The following is a 14,391-nucleotide window of genomic DNA, read 5'->3' on the forward strand; positions in this document are numbered from 1 at the left end:
CCGATGACGCTGTCATAGTCACAGCAACCGCCGGCATCGGTCTGGAAGGCCGTACCGTGCGGCAGGATTTGCGCGTCGGCGGTCGGAACGTGGGTGTGGGTGCCCACCACCAGCGAGGCGCGGCCGTCACAGAAATGGCCCATAGCCATCTTCTCGGACGTCACCTCGGCGTGGATATCAACGATGACGGCATCGGCCACAACGCCCAGCGGGGCAGCATCCAGTTCGCGCTCTACGGCGCTGAACGGATCGTCCATCGGGTCCATGTGAACGCGGCCCAGCACGTTGATGACCAGAACCCGCATACCGTCGGGCGTCACGAAGACGTCGGCACCACGACCGGGGGCATCCATCAGGCGCGGATAGTTGGCCGGACGGATCAGGCGTGGTTCGCGCACAATATAGGTCAGGGCTTCGCGCTGGTCCCACGAGTGGTTGCCCAGCGTGATGACATCGGCACCGGCCGCATAAATCTCGTTGGCCGTGTTTTCGGTAATGCCGAACCCGCCCGCAGCGTTTTCACCATTCACGACCACGAAGTCGAGTTTCAAATCGCGGCGCAGACCCGGAAGGTGGTCGCTTAGACCATCCCGTCCGCTCTTGCCGATTACGTCACCGAAAAATGCCAATCTCATTTGAAGGGTCTATAACCGTTCTCGGTCAAAATACCATGCAGACCTATGTCATGCGGCTCTTTAGGCAGTTGATCGACCTCCTGCCCGGCAAAGGCCAGCCCCACACGCATAACATCGGATAGAGCCTCGAAGGTGCGGTCATAATAACCGCCGCCCTGCCCCAGCCGACCACCACGCCCGTCAAACGCCACCAGAGGCGTGATGACCAGATCAGGTGTCACCTCCCCCGCCAAGTCCAGCGGCGCGGGGCATCCGGCGGCATCGTCTTCCAGCGGATCACCGATGGACCACAGTCGAAACACCATTGGCGCATCACGATCCACCACCACCGGCAGGCACAGGGTACGGCCTTGTTTCGCCAGCGCCTTGGCCAGTTCCCCTGTCGGCACCTCGGCTCCAATGGCCGAATAAAGCGCCACCACCGCCCCCGCAGGCAGGTCGCCCGCATGGCCGACAATAGCGGCCAGCCGCTCGGGCGTGTTCAGCAGCTTGCGCTGGGCGCGCATACAGGTGCGGATTTCGACTTTGTCCATACGGGCTATGAAACACAAAACCCCGTCCTGCGGAACAGGACGGGGTTTGGGTTGGCGGCGCCACAAGAACCGTGGGGCGATGAATCCTCTCGAACCTGTAAGACAGGTGGGCGCCATATACTCAGGCCCTCGGGCCCAAACAGGGACAGCTCCCTTCGAGATGATTAAGGCCGGGAGGAATGTTGTCCCCGACGAGGGCCGCAGCAAGACCCGCCGAGGCGCAAAATAGGGTGTGTTTGCCTTGCACTCAAGGGCGCATGAAAAAGATCAGGCGGCGCGGCCCAATCCGTCAATCAGTTCGACCAGATCCAGTTGGTCTTCATCCACCTCGGAATCGCCTCCTTGCGCCCTCAAGCGCGACTTTGCGGGGGCACAAACGGGTTGCGCGTCCAGCCAGTCCAGCAGATCAAGCTGGCGCTCGTCACCCCGCCCACGACGCGCACGCCCCCCACGCACACGACTGCGGCCCCCGTTCTTGCGAGGGCGTACAGGTCTTTGGGGTTCGGAGTGGGGGCGTATCAGCTAAAAGCTTTGCGCCAGCTTCTCCAGACGGGCCGCCACAGCGTTCAGAGCTTCGGCTACGCCATCATTATTGACGGCCTCGGTGACCACCGGCGGCGGGGCCACACGACCACGGCGCGCCTCCGACAGTTCATCGGCCAGCATCAGAGCCCCCATCAGGAACAGCTTCAGATCACCGACCTGACCGACCTGATCGGCCACCTGTGACACCTTGGAGGCAAACTCCTGCGCCAGTTGGGTCACGCGGGCTTCCTGCCCGTCCGCACACCCGACCGGATAGGCACGACCGTTCACTTCAACGGTTACTGTCGCCATCAGCGCGGCTCCATTTCAGATACATCACTGGTTTCTGTAATGGATTCGCTGGCCGGCTGTTCCAGAATTTCGCGCACAGCCTGTGCCGCAGCGGCCAGAGCCTCTGCCGCCTGCTGTCCGGCAGCTTCCAGTTCGGCCATACGTTCGGCGTTCGCACCGTCGTCGGACAAGGGCGCAAACAGATCATCGTCGGGCAGCCTTGCGGCTTCCGACCTGGCTTTCATGTCCTGGAATTTCTGCTCCAGTTCATTCAGAGCCCGTTCAATTCGAGCCTTTGCGGCTGTCAGAGCGTCCATCTGGGTCCTTTCTTCAGATTCGCTATAGAACCCGTAGGCGCGGCGGGGTAAAGCGGCGCCGTCCCCATTTCTCTGTTCTGAAAAAGGCTTTGCCGTGACAGACGCCCTTTCGATGTTCTCGAAACCCTCACCGCAGATGATGGCCAATGCCATCCGCGTACTGGCAATGGATGGCGTCGAGAAGGCCAAAAGCGGCCACCCCGGCATGCCAATGGGCATGGCCGATGTCGCCACTGTCCTGTTTTCGAAATTCCTGAAGTTTGATGCTTCGGCCCCGAACTGGGCCGATCGCGACCGCTTTATTCTGTCGGCCGGTCACGGCTCGATGCTGATTTATTCGCTGCTGCACCTGACCGGTTACAAGCAGGCGACCCGCGAACAGCTGGAAAACTTCCGTCAGTGGGGCTCGCGTACCGCAGGCCACCCCGAATATGGCCACCTCGAAGGCGTTGAAGTCACCACCGGCCCGCTGGGTCAGGGTCTGGCCCATTCGGTCGGCTTTGCCATGGCCGAGCGCCACCTGGCCTCGCGCTTCGGTGACGATCTGGTGGATCACCGCACATGGGTAGTCGCCGGTGACGGCTGCCTGATGGAAGGCATTTCGCAAGAAGCCATCGCTCTGGCTGGCCGTCTGAAGCTGAACAAGCTTTGCGTGCTGTGGGACGACAACGCCATCACCATCGACGGTTCTGTTGCCCTGTCGGACGCGACCGACCAACTGGCCCGCTTCAAGGCCTCGGGCTGGGCGGTCAAGGCCATTGACGGTCACGACCACGGCCAGATCAAAAAGGCACTGGCCTGGGCCACCAAGCAGTCGGTCCCGACCCTGATCGCCTGCAAGACCAAGATCGGCAAGGGCGCTGCCACGATGGAAGGCAGCCACAAGACCCACGGTGCAGCTCTGGGCGACCTGGAAATCGCTGCGTCGCGTCAAGCAATGGGCTGGACTGCTGCTCCGTTCGAGATTCCGGCAGAGCTGGACAAGGCATGGAAGAGCGTCGGCAAGGCCGGCTCCAAGCACCGCAAGGCGTGGGAAGCCCGCCTGCTGGGCAACGAAGCGCGCGACGAGTTCACCCGTGCCATGGCCGGTGATCTGCCGAACGGTGCCTTTGCCGCCCTCGAAGCCAAGATCAAGGAACTGGTTGAAACCAAGCCCGCCATGGCCACGCGCCAGTCCTCGGGTGAGGCTCTGGCCACTGTGTTTGACGCTATCCCGGAACTGGTGGGCGGTTCGGCCGACCTGACCGGCTCGAACAACACCTTCGTCAAGAACACCCAGATCATGGACGCGCCGACCTATCACGGCCGCTATGTGAACTATGGCATCCGCGAGTTCGGCATGGCCGCCGCCATGAACGGCATGGCCCTGCACGGTGGTGTCATTCCTTACGGCGGCACCTTCATGGTGTTCTCGGACTATAGCCGTCCGGCCATCCGTCTGGCGGCCTTGATGGGTACCCGCGTGGTTCACGTCCTGACGCATGACAGCATCGGTCTGGGCGAAGACGGCCCGACCCACCAACCGGTCGAGCATCTGGCGGCGCTGCGTGCCATCCCGAACCTGATGGTGTTCCGCCCTGCCGATACGGTCGAGGCACTGGAATGCTGGCAGGTCGCCTTGCAACACAAGACCACCCCGTCGGCCATGTGCCTGTCGCGTCAAAAAACGCCGGCCCTGCGCACCACCGACGCCGGTGAAAACCTGTCGCGTAAGGGTGCCTATGAGCTGAAGGCCGCCAATGGTGCCGCCAAGGTCAGCCTGTTCGCCACCGGCACCGAGGTCGCTATCGCCATCGATGCTGCCGCCAAGCTGGAAGCCGAAGGCATCGCCACCCGCGTGGTTTCGGTGCCGTCGTTCGAACTGTTTGCCCAACAGCCGAAAGCCTATCAGGACGCCATCATCGCACGCGGCACTGTCCGCATCGCGGTCGAGGCCGGTTTGGAACAGGGCTGGATGCGCTTCATCGGCGAAGACGGTGCTTTCGTTGGCATGACCGGCTTCGGGGCCTCGGCTCCGGCCGAAGTTCTGTACGAAAAGTTCGGTATTACGGCCGACGCCGTGATCGAAGCTGCCAAAACGAGACTGTAAGCCTATGCGCCGCCTGACCATCGCCCTCGCTCTGGGCCTGACGATGGCAGGCGGCGCGACCGCTTCTGCCGAAACACCAACTGTCGTCGAGACGCCGATCATTATCGGCCAGTCCTACGCCCTGCCCTCGACGGTCATGGGCCAGACGCGCCAGATCAATGTCTGGCTGCCGCCCGGATACGAGCGCAGCGGCCAGACCTATCCGGTCCTCTATGTGCTGGACGGCGGGCAGGATCAGGACTTCCACCACATCTCGGGCATCGCCCAGTTGGGCACCATCGTCGGCACCACCCGCGACGTCATCGTTGTGGGCATTGCCTCGGTCGACCGCCGCAACGAACTGGCCCTGCCGACCGAGAACGCCGAACTGATCGCCCGTTATCCGACGCAAGGCCAGTCCGACCGCTTTCGCCGCTTTGTCGCTGAAGAGGTCCAGCCCTTCATCGAGGCCAAGTTGCGCACCAATGGCGAAACGGCCCTGATGGGCGAGTCTCTGGCCGGTCTGTTCGTCGTCGAGACTTTCCTCAAAGAACCGCAGATGTTCGACGCCTATGTCGCGGTCAGCCCCAGCCTGTGGTGGGACGGCGGCAAGCTGGCGCGCCAGTCCGGTGCCCATCTGCGCGACCATTCCAATGACCCTCGCACCCTGATCCTGACGCTCGGCGACGAAGGCGAAGAGATGCAGGCCCCGATGGATGTCCTGACCGCCCATCTGCGTGATCACGCCATGCCCAATACCAGATGGGACTTTACCCCCCGCCCGACCGAGAGCCACGCCACCATCTATCACGGTGCTGCACTGGATGCCTTCCGTCGTCTCTATGCGATGCCTGCACCCGACGCTGCACAATGAGCCATCTAGGTGCTGTCAGCCTGCTGGTCCGCGACTATGACGAGGCTATTGCCTTCTATGTCGGCAAACTGGGCTTTGACCTTAGCGAAGATACCGACATGGGCGGCGCAAAGCGCTGGGTCCGCGTCACGCCCAAAGGTGGCCAGACCTCGCTGTTGCTGGCCCGCGCCGCAACGCCCCAGCAGGTCGCCCAGATCGGCGATCAGGCGGGCGGCCGTGTCTGGCTGTTTCTCTATACCGACGACCTGATGCGCGACCACGCCAACTGGCTAAAGGCCGGTGTGGTGTTTCGCGAAGAGCCTCGTCACGAAGCCTATGGTAAGGTGGTGGTCTTCGAAGACCTCTACGGCAATGCCTGGGATCTGATCGAACCTGCTACCGGAGCCTGACCGCCATGAAGATCGGCACACCGCTTTCCGACACCGCTGTCCGTGTGATGCTGCTGGGGTCGGGGGAACTCGGCAAGGAAGTGGCTATCGAACTGCAACGCCTCGGAGCCGAGGTAATTGCAGTTGACCGCTATCCCAACGCCCCCGCCATGCAGTTGGCGCACCGCAACCACGTCATCCCCATGACCGATCCGCAGGTGCTGAACGGCCTGATCATGGCCGAAGCCCCGCACATCATCGTGCCCGAAATCGAGGCCATCGCCACCGATGCGCTGGCCATTATCGAGGATGCCGGTCTGGCCCGCGTGGTGCCAACCGCCCGCGCCACCCAATTGACGATGAACCGCGAGGGCATCCGCCGCCTTGCCGCCGAAGAACTGGGCGTCCCCACCAGCGCCTATGCCTTTGCCGGTTCCGCAGAGGAACTGGCCGAGGGCGCGCGCAAGGTCGGCTTCCCGTGCTTTGTCAAACCCGTCATGTCGTCCTCGGGCAAGGGCCAGTCCTATGTCGAGAGCGCCGACCAGATCGCCGCCGCATGGGACTATGCCGAACAATCCGGTCGCGTTTCTGGCGGTAAGGTGATTGTCGAGGGCCGCATCGATTTCGACTTTGAAATCACCCTGCTGACTGTCCGCTCGCGCGATGTTGACGGCATTACCCGTACCGATTTCTGCGCCCCCATCGGCCATCGTCAGGTCAAGGGCGACTATGTCGAAAGCTGGCAACCGCAAGCCATGACCGATGCCGCTCTGAAGGCGGCACAGGACATGGCCGCCAAGGTCACGGACAGCCTCGGTGGCTGGGGCGTGTTCGGCGTCGAACTGTTCATAAAGGGCGATCAGGTCTGGTTCTCGGAAGTTAGCCCGCGCCCGCACGATACCGGCCTTGTCACAATCGGCAGCCAGCACCTGAGCGAGTTCGCCCTTCACGCTCGCGCCATTCTGGGCCTGCCGGTCGATGTCACACTGCGCGAACCTGCCGCCAGCGCCGTCATCTATGGAGGTATCGAAGGCACAGGCATCGCCTTTGATGGTGTCGCCGAGGCTCTGGCCGTACCGACAGCGGAACTGCGACTGTTCGGCAAGCCGGAAAGCTATGCCACCCGTCGCATGGGTGTGGCCATCGCGCGCGGCACCGACACCGATCAGGCCCGAGCCCGCGCCACGCAAGCTGCCGCCAAGGTCAAACCCGTCCCGGCCTGAGCCTAGACAAAAGTCGCGTAAAAAGAGGGCAGCCTATGGTTGCCCTCTTTGCGTTTTAGGGGGCAAGGTTCTTCAAAATGCCGCAAAGACCGGCATGGGAGGACGACCCACAATGGGCAAGCTGAAAACCGGCCTGATATTCGGGGCCATCGCCATTATCGGCGCGATATCCATCGGGGTTCTGGCCCTGCATCAGGGCGAAAGCATCAGCGCCGTCTGGATGGTTACCGCCGCCCTGTGCGTCTATGCCATCGCCTACAGGTTCTACGCCAAATATCTGGCGGGCAAGGTGCTGCAACTGGACGCCAAGCGTCCCACGCCCGCCGTGAGCCATAATGACGGTCTGGACTATGTGCCGACCCCCAAGAACGTGCTGTTCGGCCACCATTTCGCGGCTATTGCAGGGGCAGGTCCCCTCGTCGGCCCCGTGCTGGCGGCCCAGATGGGTTATCTGCCCGGCATGTTGTGGATTCTGGTCGGTGTGGTGATTGCAGGGGCCGTTCAGGACATGCTGGTCCTGTTCATGTCCACCCGCCGCGACGGTCGCTCGCTGGGCGATATGATCCGAACCGAAATGGGCCCGATCCCCGGCATTATTGCCCAGATCGGCGTCCTGATGATCATGGTCATCATACTGGCCGTACTGGCTCTGGTCGTGGTCAAGGCTCTGGCCGAAAGCCCGTGGGGCACGTTTACCGTTGCCGCCACCATCCCCATCGCCATCTTTATGGGGCTCTATACCCGCTATATCCGCCCCGGACGTGTGGGCGAGATTTCGGTTATCGGTGTGGTCCTTTTGATCGGCTCGATCATTCTGGGCGGACAGGTGGCCTATCACCCCGTCTGGGGACCGGCCTTCACCCTGTCGGGTACGACGTTGGCCATCGCCATGATGGCCTATGGTTTTATCGCCTCGGTCATGCCCGTCTGGCTGCTGCTGGCCCCACGTGACTATCTGTCGACCTTCCTCAAGATCGGTGCGATTGCGGCTCTGGCCATCGGTATTCTGATTGTGCGGCCCGAACTGCAAATGCCGGCCATCACCCCGTTCATCGACGGGTCGGGTCCGGTCTTCTCCGGTGCGCTGTTCCCGTTCTTGTTCATCACCATTGCCTGCGGTGCCGTCTCGGGCTTCCACGCCCTGATCGCATCGGGCACCACGCCTAAACTGATCGAGAACGAAAACCAGATTCCGCTGATCGGCTATGGCGCAATGCTGTGTGAAAGCTTCGTCGCCGTCATGGCGTTAATCGCCGCCTGTGTGCTGGACCCTGCCGTCTATTTCGTGATGAACAGCCCGGCTGCCGTTATCGGCACGGACGTGACATCGGCTGCTGCCGCTGTGGCGCAATGGGGCTTCCACATCACGCCTGCCGAGCTTGAAACCCTCGCACGGCAAGTGGGCGAACATTCTATCCTCTCACGCGCAGGCGGTGCGCCTACCCTCGCCGTCGGCATGGCGCACATCCTGTCCAGTGTCATCGGCGGCGAAGCCATGATGAGCTTCTGGTACCACTTCGCCATCCTGTTCGAAGCCCTGTTCATCCTGACCACGGTCGATGCCGGCACCCGCGTCTGCCGCTTCATGATCCAGGACCTGCTGGGCGTGGCCGTGCCGAAAATGCGCGAGACCCAAAGCTGGACCGGCAATGTCATCGCCACGGCTCTGACTGTCGGACTGTGGGGCTATTTCCTCTATGCCGGTGTGGTCGATCCGCTGGGGGGCATCAACAGCCTGTGGCCACTGTTCGGCATTGCCAACCAGATGCTGGCCGCGATTGCCCTGATGCTGGGCACGGTCGTGCTGTTCAAGATGAAGCGCCAGAGGTTCGCATGGGTGGCCATGGTTCCGGCCTTCTGGCTGCTGGTCTGCACGCTGACCGCAGGCTTCCAGAAGCTGTTCCATCCGGATGTGCGCGTCGGTTTCCTGTCGCACGCCGCCAAATATAAAGGCTCTATGGAAGCGGGCGAACTGATGGCTCCGGCCAAGTCGGTGGCCGACATGCAGCACATCATCTTCAATGACTATGTGAACGCCGCCCTGACCGCAGGCTTCCTGTTCGTGGTGGTCGTGATCCTGTTCTACAGCATCGGCGCTTGCCGCAAGGCGTTGAAGAACCGCCAACCGACCGCCGTGGAAATCCCGCCTGCGAACGAGGTCGCCCATGCCTGAAGCCGACCTTCTGTGCCTGTGCCGTGACACTTTGTCCCGCTGGGGCAAGGATGCACGGCGCACGGCCAGCCTGATGATCGGACAGCCCGACTATGACGCCTATCTGGCCCATAGTCGGGCCACCCACCCCGATCAGGAGCCGCTAGATCGCACCGCCTTTTTCCGCCTGCACGAAGCCCGACGCTTCGGTGCAGGCGGCAGTTTCAAATGCTGCTGATTCCCCGATCGCCCTCTGTGACCGCCCCAAGCGCATCACAGAGGGCTTTTCTTATTAAAAACCCGTCTCTGTAACCGATGTTCGCCATCTGTGACCCGCTCAGGCTTGCACTTGTGGCCAGTCCGTCCCATTGAGACGCCAAACTTTCGTCGTTGCTGACTAGGAGATCTCCCATGACCGTTCGCGTCGCCATTAACGGCTTTGGCCGTATCGGCCGTCTTGTTCTTCGCTCGATCGTCGAGCATGGCCGCACTGACATCGAAGTTGTGGCGATCAACGATCTGGGCCCCGTCGAGACCAACGCCCACCTGCTGCGCTACGACTCGGTTCACGGCCGGTTCCCGGGCACCATCACCTCGGGTGAAGACTGGATCGACGTCGGCACCGGCAAGATCAAGGTCACTTCGGAACGCGATCCGGCCAACCTGCCGCACGCAGAACTGAAGGTCGACATCGCTTTCGAATGCACCGGCATCTTCACCTCGAAGGAAAAGGCCTCGGCCCACCTGACCGCAGGTGCCAAGCGCGTTCTGGTTTCGGCTCCGGCTGACAATGCTGACAAGACCATCGTCTTCGGCGTCAACCACGAAACCCTGACCGCCGACGACATCGTCGTGTCGAACGCTTCGTGCACCACCAACTGCCTGGCCCCGATCGCCAAGGTTCTGAACGAACTGGTCGGCATCGAGCGTGGCTACATGACCACCATCCACGCCTATACCGGTGACCAACCGACCCTCGACACCATGCACAAAGACCCGTACCGCGGTCGCGCTGCTGCCCTGTCGATGATCCCGACCTCGACCGGCGCTGCCAAGGCTGTAGGTCTGGTTCTGCCGGAACTGAAGGGCAAGCTGGACGGCTCGTCCATCCGCGTCCCGACCCCGAACGTCTCGGTCGTTGACCTGAAGATCGTTGCCGGTCGCGCCACCACCGTGGCCGAAGTCAACGCAGCCCTCGAAGCTGCTGCCAACGGTCCGATGAAGGGTGTTCTGTTCACCTCGACCGACCCGCTGGTATCGATCGACCTGAACCACCACAACGCCTCTTCGACCGCTGCCCTGCCGCAGACCCAGGTCGTCGACGGCACCCTGGTTCGCGTGCTGAGCTGGTACGACAACGAGTGGGGCTTCGCCACCCGCATGTCGGACACCGCCCTGCAAATGGCCAAGTTCCTCTGATCCGGTCGCGGGTCATGACGGCCCGCTCCTGAACAGAACGACTATCCATAAAGGGCTCCCTCCATTCGGCAGGGAGCCCTTCTTTCAAGCTTAACGGCCTCACGACCTCTCTCTGGGCCAAAAGATCAGATCGATCCCATGACCTTCCGCACCCTCCACGACGCTAAAGACCTTTCCGGCAAGACCGCCCTCGTCCGCGTGGACTTCAATGTCCCGATGGAAAACGGCGCAGTCACAGACGACACTCGCCTGCGCGTGGCCCTGCCGACCATCAACAAGCTGCGTGAAGCCGGCGCCAAGGTGGCCCTGCTGGCCCACTTCGACCGCCCCAAGGGCGAGCGCGTGCCATCCATGAGCCTGAAGCCGGTTGTCGAGCCGCTGGAAACCCTTCTGGGCGCACCGGTCCGTTTCGCTGACGACTGCATCGGCGACGAAGCCAAATCCGTTCTGGCCGATATCGACGCCGGTGGTGTGGTGCTGCTGGAGAACGTGCGCTTCCACAAGGGCGAAGAAAAGAACGACGCCGACTTCGCCAAGGCTCTGGCCGAACTGGGCGACATCTTCGTCAACGACGCCTTCTCGGCTGCCCACCGCGCCCACGCCTCCACCGAGGGTCTGGCCCGCATCCTTCCGGCATACGCCGGTGAATCCATGCGCCGCGAACTGCAGGCTCTGGACGCCGCCCTCGGCACACCTGTGAAGCCGGTCATCGGCATCGTTGGCGGCGCCAAGGTTTCGACCAAGCTGGACCTGCTGAAGAACCTCGTCGCCAAGCTGGACTATCTGGCCATCGGCGGCGGCATGGCCAACACCTTCCTGCACGCCCAGGGTGTCGATGTCGGCAACTCTCTGTGCGAAAAAGACCTCGCCGACACCGCCCGCGAAATCATGGAAGAAGCCCGTCAAAAAGGCTGCGAACTGCTGCTTCCGGTCGATGTGGTTGTGGCCAAGGGCGTCAAGCCGGGTATCGAACACGGCGTTCGCGCGCTGGACCGTATCGCCGCTGACGACCTGATCCTCGATGCCGGCCCTGAAACCGTCGCCCGCCTGACCCGCGCCATGGGCCTGTCCAAGACCCTGATCTGGAATGGTCCGCTGGGCGTATTCGAGGTTCCGCCGTTCGACGCTGCAACCGTAGCCGCCGCCAAGGAAGCTGCAAGCCTCGCCAAGGCCGGCAAACTGACCGCCGTTGCCGGTGGCGGTGACACCGTAGCCGCCCTCAACCACGCCGGCGTTGTCGAAGACATGACCTTCGTCTCGACCGCTGGCGGTGCCTTCCTCGAATGGATGGAAGGCAAGCCGCTGCCGGGCGTCGACGCCCTGCGCGCATAATCATCCAAAGGGCGGATACCAACAGGTGTCCGCCCTTTCGTCATCAGGGCGCAAAGGTGACTTTTCGCCCCTTCCGGTCTACATCAGACCCACACTCGATTCAGATTCTTCGGAGACCTTTCAGGATGGCTCGCATCACCCTGCGTCAGCTGCTCGACCACGCAGCTGAAAACGACTACGGCCTGCCGGCGTACAACATCAACAACATGGAACAGGGCCTGGCCATCATGGAGGCCGCCGACGCAGTGAATGCGCCGGTCATCATCCAGGCTTCGCGCGGCGCCCGCTCCTATGCCAACGACATCATTCTGGCCAAGCTGATCGACGGTCTGGTCGAGCTGTATCCACACATTCCTGTTTGTATGCACCAGGACCACGGCAATGGTCCGGCCACCTGCGCCACGGCCATCCAGTACGGCTTCACCTCGGTGATGATGGACGGCTCGCTGGAAGAAGACGCCAAGACGCCTGCCTCCTACGAATATAACGTCGACGTCACGCGCCGCGTCACCGAAATGGCCCACTCGTGCGGCGTTTCGGTCGAAGGCGAACTGGGCGTTCTGGGTTCGCTGGAAACCGGCATGGGCGAGGCCGAAGACGGCCACGGCTTCGAAGGCAAGCTGGACCACTCGGCCCTGCTGACCGATCCGGATCAAGCCGTCGACTTCGTAAAAGCCACCAAGGTCGACGCTCTGGCCATCGCCATGGGCACGTCGCACGGTGCCTACAAGTTCACCCGCCAGCCGGACGGCGAAGTCCTCGCCATGAACGTGATCGAGGAAATCCACCGTCGCCTGCCGAACACCCACCTGGTGATGCACGGCTCGTCGTCGGTGCCGCAAGACCTGCAGGACATCATCAACGCCTATGGCGGTGCCATGCCGCAAACCTGGGGCGTACCGATCGAAGAAATCCAGCGCGGTATCAAGAACGGCGTGCGCAAGGTCAATATCGACACCGACAACCGTATGGCCATGACCGGCGCTATCCGCAAAATGCTGATGGAAAAGCCGGGCGAGTTCGACCCGCGCTACTATCTGAAGCCTGCCAAGGAAGCCATGCGCAAGCTGTGTCAGGAACGCTACCTGCAGTTCGGCTGCGAAGGCCAAGCCTCCAAGATCAGCCCGCTGTCCACCGCCCAGATGGCCAAACGCTACGCCTCCGGTTCGCTGGACCCGCAAATCGGCTAATCTGCGATTTCAGACTGAATATCAAAGACGCCCCGCAGATCACTCTGCGGGGCGTTTTCTTTACCAGACGCCGTAGCGCCCGCCGACCGAGCGGATAATCGCCCGCGCCTCGTATTCAACAGCCCTATACTCGTCCTCGGCCATACGCAGTTCACGCCGCGCATCGCGGAGTTCCAGCCGCAAGTCACGGATACGGGCGCGAATACGCTCTCGCTCCTCTTGGCTTAAGCCCTCCTGACGCAGTTCGCGCTCCTTGGCCTCCAGCTTGTGCTCGCGGTCGCGGATGCGCGACACCGCCGAGCGGACATTGCTCTCGGCATCGGACAGCACACGCTCGGCCTGATACACCCTCACCCCGTCCTCATAAGCGGGCAGGAAGTTGCTCTCCTCAGCGGGCGTACAGACCCCTTGATAGGTCGCACCGCTGCGCCCCGTGCGGAACCCGTTCTCCCACCGGCAATAGGTCCTCAAACCCTGATCGCGCGCCGCATAATAGGCCGTTGGATTTGGCGTAACCCCGAACTTGGCACAGGCCTTGGCATGCTCGTCCAGCCGTTCCGGCGCACGCCCGTTCAGGCCGTCCTGATAGCCCTTGCCACCCCAGTCACCGGCCAGACACTGGTCCTCGCTCATGGTCGCACAACTGCCCAGCAGGGCCGCTGCACCACTCACAACCGCTATCGTCAGAATGCGCTTCATCATGTGTGCCACCAAAGCATTTTCAGACCGCAGGATGAGGCCCCCCGCTTAAAGCCGTGCTAATCACACCTCATGGCCGATGAACCAATAATGACCGACGAAGACAATACCGAGGACATGGCAGGCGGCGAAGCCCTCAGCGCAGAGATCACAGCCTCCGGTATCCGTCTGGACAAGGCCCTGTCCGAGGCCTTCCCCACACTGTCGCGTGCCCGCCTGCAAGCCCTGCTGGCCGAAGGTGCCGTCTCCAAAGACGGTCAGGTCCTGACCTCGGGCAAGGCCAAGGCCGCAACCGGCACCTACACCATCACCCTGCCGCCCGTGGCCCCTGCCGAGCCACAGCCCGAGAACATCCCGCTCACCGTCCTTTACGAGGACGCGCATCTCGTCGTCATCGACAAGCCCTCCGGCATGGCGGCCCATCCTGCCCCCGGTTGCGAAACCGGCACCCTCGTCAATGCCCTGCTCTATCACTGCGGCGATACGCTGTCGGGCATAGGCGGCGTGGCCCGCCCCGGCATTGTCCACCGTCTCGACAAAGACACGTCCGGCGTCATGGTCGCCGCCAAGACCGACGAGGCCCATCAGGGCCTGTCTGCCCTGTTCGCCACCCACGACATAGAGCGCACCTATATCGCCCTGACGCGCGGCACGCCCAATGCTCTCAGTGGTCGCATCGACACCCAGATCGGCCGCTCCCTGCACGACCGCAAAAAGATGGCCGTGCTGAAACACGGCGGGCGCCAAGCCATCACCGACTATGTG

16 protein-coding genes and 1 other RNA gene are annotated in these 14,391 nt (G+C 62.5%); 10 read left to right on the forward strand and 7 right to left on the reverse strand.

The window, feature by feature from the left end; translation table 11 throughout:
* From RSB01_RS08825 to RSB01_RS08850, 6 genes are all read right to left on the reverse strand, one after another.
* Window positions 1-635 (reverse strand): TIGR00282 family metallophosphoesterase (locus RSB01_RS08825; protein ID WP_332625316.1); only part of this gene is annotated, 635 nt, incomplete at its 3' end.
* Window positions 632-1,186, reverse strand: a complete 555-nt coding sequence (locus tag RSB01_RS08830; RefSeq protein WP_332591217.1) for a 5-formyltetrahydrofolate cyclo-ligase — start codon at window positions 1,184-1,186, stop codon at window positions 632-634. The genes RSB01_RS08825 and RSB01_RS08830, both read right to left, overlap by 4 nt.
* 35 nt (window positions 1,187-1,221) lie before the next feature.
* Window positions 1,222-1,378: non-coding RNA, 6S RNA (gene ssrS / locus RSB01_RS08835), on the reverse strand.
* 57 nt (window positions 1,379-1,435) lie between these two features.
* Window positions 1,436-1,624 (reverse strand): hypothetical protein, encoded by a 189-nt coding sequence (locus RSB01_RS08840; protein WP_332591218.1) that lies wholly within the window; start codon window positions 1,622-1,624, stop codon window positions 1,436-1,438.
* 66 nt (window positions 1,625-1,690) lie between these two features.
* On the reverse strand, window positions 1,691-2,005 hold the full coding sequence (gene zapA / locus RSB01_RS08845; RefSeq protein ID WP_332619899.1) for a cell division protein ZapA: 315 nt from the start codon (window positions 2,003-2,005) through the stop codon (window positions 1,691-1,693).
* A complete protein-coding gene (locus tag RSB01_RS08850; RefSeq protein WP_332619901.1) occupies window positions 2,005-2,301 on the reverse strand; it encodes a hypothetical protein in 297 nt (98 codons plus the stop codon). Before RSB01_RS08850 ends, zapA begins: the two co-directional genes overlap by 1 nt.
* Before the next feature lie 112 nt (window positions 2,302-2,413).
* Between RSB01_RS08850 and tkt the strand changes: the two genes are divergently transcribed.
* The 9 genes from tkt to fba all read left to right on the forward strand — a co-directional run bounded on the left by tkt (window position 2,414) and on the right by fba (window position 12,927).
* Window positions 2,414-4,390, forward strand: coding sequence for a transketolase (gene tkt, locus RSB01_RS08855; protein WP_332625317.1), 1,977 nt, complete (start codon window positions 2,414-2,416; stop codon window positions 4,388-4,390).
* A gap of 4 nt (window positions 4,391-4,394) precedes the next feature.
* A complete protein-coding gene (locus RSB01_RS08860) occupies window positions 4,395-5,243 on the forward strand; it encodes an alpha/beta hydrolase-fold protein (protein ID WP_332591907.1) in 849 nt (282 codons plus the stop codon).
* Window positions 5,240-5,632, forward strand: a complete 393-nt coding sequence (locus RSB01_RS08865; protein ID WP_332591906.1) for a VOC family protein — start codon at window positions 5,240-5,242, stop codon at window positions 5,630-5,632. The genes RSB01_RS08860 and RSB01_RS08865 overlap by 4 nt, the downstream gene beginning before the upstream one ends.
* 5 nt (window positions 5,633-5,637) lie before the next feature.
* Window positions 5,638-6,834 (forward strand): formate-dependent phosphoribosylglycinamide formyltransferase, encoded by a 1,197-nt coding sequence (gene purT / locus RSB01_RS08870; RefSeq protein WP_332620118.1) that lies wholly within the window; start codon window positions 5,638-5,640, stop codon window positions 6,832-6,834.
* Window positions 6,835-6,946: 112 nt separating this feature from the next.
* Window positions 6,947-9,007, forward strand: coding sequence for a carbon starvation CstA family protein (locus RSB01_RS08875; RefSeq protein WP_332620119.1), 2,061 nt, complete (start codon window positions 6,947-6,949; stop codon window positions 9,005-9,007).
* Entirely contained in the window at window positions 9,000-9,224 is a 225-nt protein-coding gene (locus RSB01_RS08880) for a YbdD/YjiX family protein (RefSeq protein ID WP_332591996.1), read from the forward strand. Before RSB01_RS08875 ends, RSB01_RS08880 begins: the two co-directional genes overlap by 8 nt.
* Before the next feature lie 173 nt (window positions 9,225-9,397).
* Entirely contained in the window at window positions 9,398-10,405 is a 1,008-nt protein-coding gene (gene gap, locus RSB01_RS08885) for a type I glyceraldehyde-3-phosphate dehydrogenase (protein ID WP_332591997.1), read from the forward strand.
* Between the two features lie 138 nt (window positions 10,406-10,543).
* Window positions 10,544-11,737 carry a phosphoglycerate kinase gene (locus RSB01_RS08890; protein ID WP_332592051.1) on the forward strand — a complete coding sequence of 398 codons (1,194 nt, stop codon included), beginning with the start codon at window positions 10,544-10,546 and terminating at the stop codon, window positions 11,735-11,737.
* A gap of 125 nt (window positions 11,738-11,862) precedes the next feature.
* A complete protein-coding gene (fba, locus tag RSB01_RS08895; protein WP_332592050.1) occupies window positions 11,863-12,927 on the forward strand; it encodes a class II fructose-bisphosphate aldolase in 1,065 nt (354 codons plus the stop codon).
* A gap of 60 nt (window positions 12,928-12,987) precedes the next feature.
* Here fba and RSB01_RS08900 read toward each other — a convergent pair whose 3' ends face one another.
* Window positions 12,988-13,629, reverse strand: a complete 642-nt coding sequence (locus RSB01_RS08900; RefSeq protein WP_332620053.1) for a DUF2799 domain-containing protein — start codon at window positions 13,627-13,629, stop codon at window positions 12,988-12,990.
* 69 nt (window positions 13,630-13,698) lie between these two features.
* On the opposite strand from RSB01_RS08900, the gene RSB01_RS08905 reads away from it, so the two are divergent.
* A partial coding sequence (locus RSB01_RS08905) for an RluA family pseudouridine synthase (protein ID WP_332625315.1) occupies window positions 13,699-14,391 on the forward strand: 693 nt, incomplete at its 3' end.

The organism is Brevundimonas sp., from assembly GCF_036659295.1.
In the GTDB taxonomy this organism is placed as follows: domain Bacteria; phylum Pseudomonadota; class Alphaproteobacteria; order Caulobacterales; family Caulobacteraceae; genus Brevundimonas.

Bases quoted from the DNA above. Each gene is read 5' to 3' on its own strand.
- zapA (WP_332619899.1), bottom strand. From the start codon at position 2,005: ATGGCGACAGTAACCGTTGAAGTGAACGGTCGTGCCTATCCGGTCGGG.
- RSB01_RS08850 (WP_332619901.1), bottom strand. From the start codon at position 2,301: ATGGACGCTCTGACAGCCGCAAAGGCTCGAATTGAACGGGCTCTGAAT.
- tkt (WP_332625317.1), top strand. From the start codon at position 2,414: ATGTTCTCGAAACCCTCACCGCAGATGATGGCCAATGCCATCCGCGTA.
- RSB01_RS08860 (WP_332591907.1), top strand. From the start codon at position 4,395: ATGCGCCGCCTGACCATCGCCCTCGCTCTGGGCCTGACGATGGCAGGC.
- RSB01_RS08865 (WP_332591906.1), top strand. From the start codon at position 5,240: ATGAGCCATCTAGGTGCTGTCAGCCTGCTGGTCCGCGACTATGACGAG.
- purT (WP_332620118.1), top strand. From the start codon at position 5,638: ATGAAGATCGGCACACCGCTTTCCGACACCGCTGTCCGTGTGATGCTG.
- RSB01_RS08875 (WP_332620119.1), top strand. From the start codon at position 6,947: ATGGGCAAGCTGAAAACCGGCCTGATATTCGGGGCCATCGCCATTATC.
- RSB01_RS08880 (WP_332591996.1), top strand. From the start codon at position 9,000: ATGCCTGAAGCCGACCTTCTGTGCCTGTGCCGTGACACTTTGTCCCGC.
- gap (WP_332591997.1), top strand. From the start codon at position 9,398: ATGACCGTTCGCGTCGCCATTAACGGCTTTGGCCGTATCGGCCGTCTT.
- RSB01_RS08890 (WP_332592051.1), top strand. From the start codon at position 10,544: ATGACCTTCCGCACCCTCCACGACGCTAAAGACCTTTCCGGCAAGACC.
- fba (WP_332592050.1), top strand. From the start codon at position 11,863: ATGGCTCGCATCACCCTGCGTCAGCTGCTCGACCACGCAGCTGAAAAC.
- RSB01_RS08900 (WP_332620053.1), bottom strand. From the start codon at position 13,629: ATGATGAAGCGCATTCTGACGATAGCGGTTGTGAGTGGTGCAGCGGCC.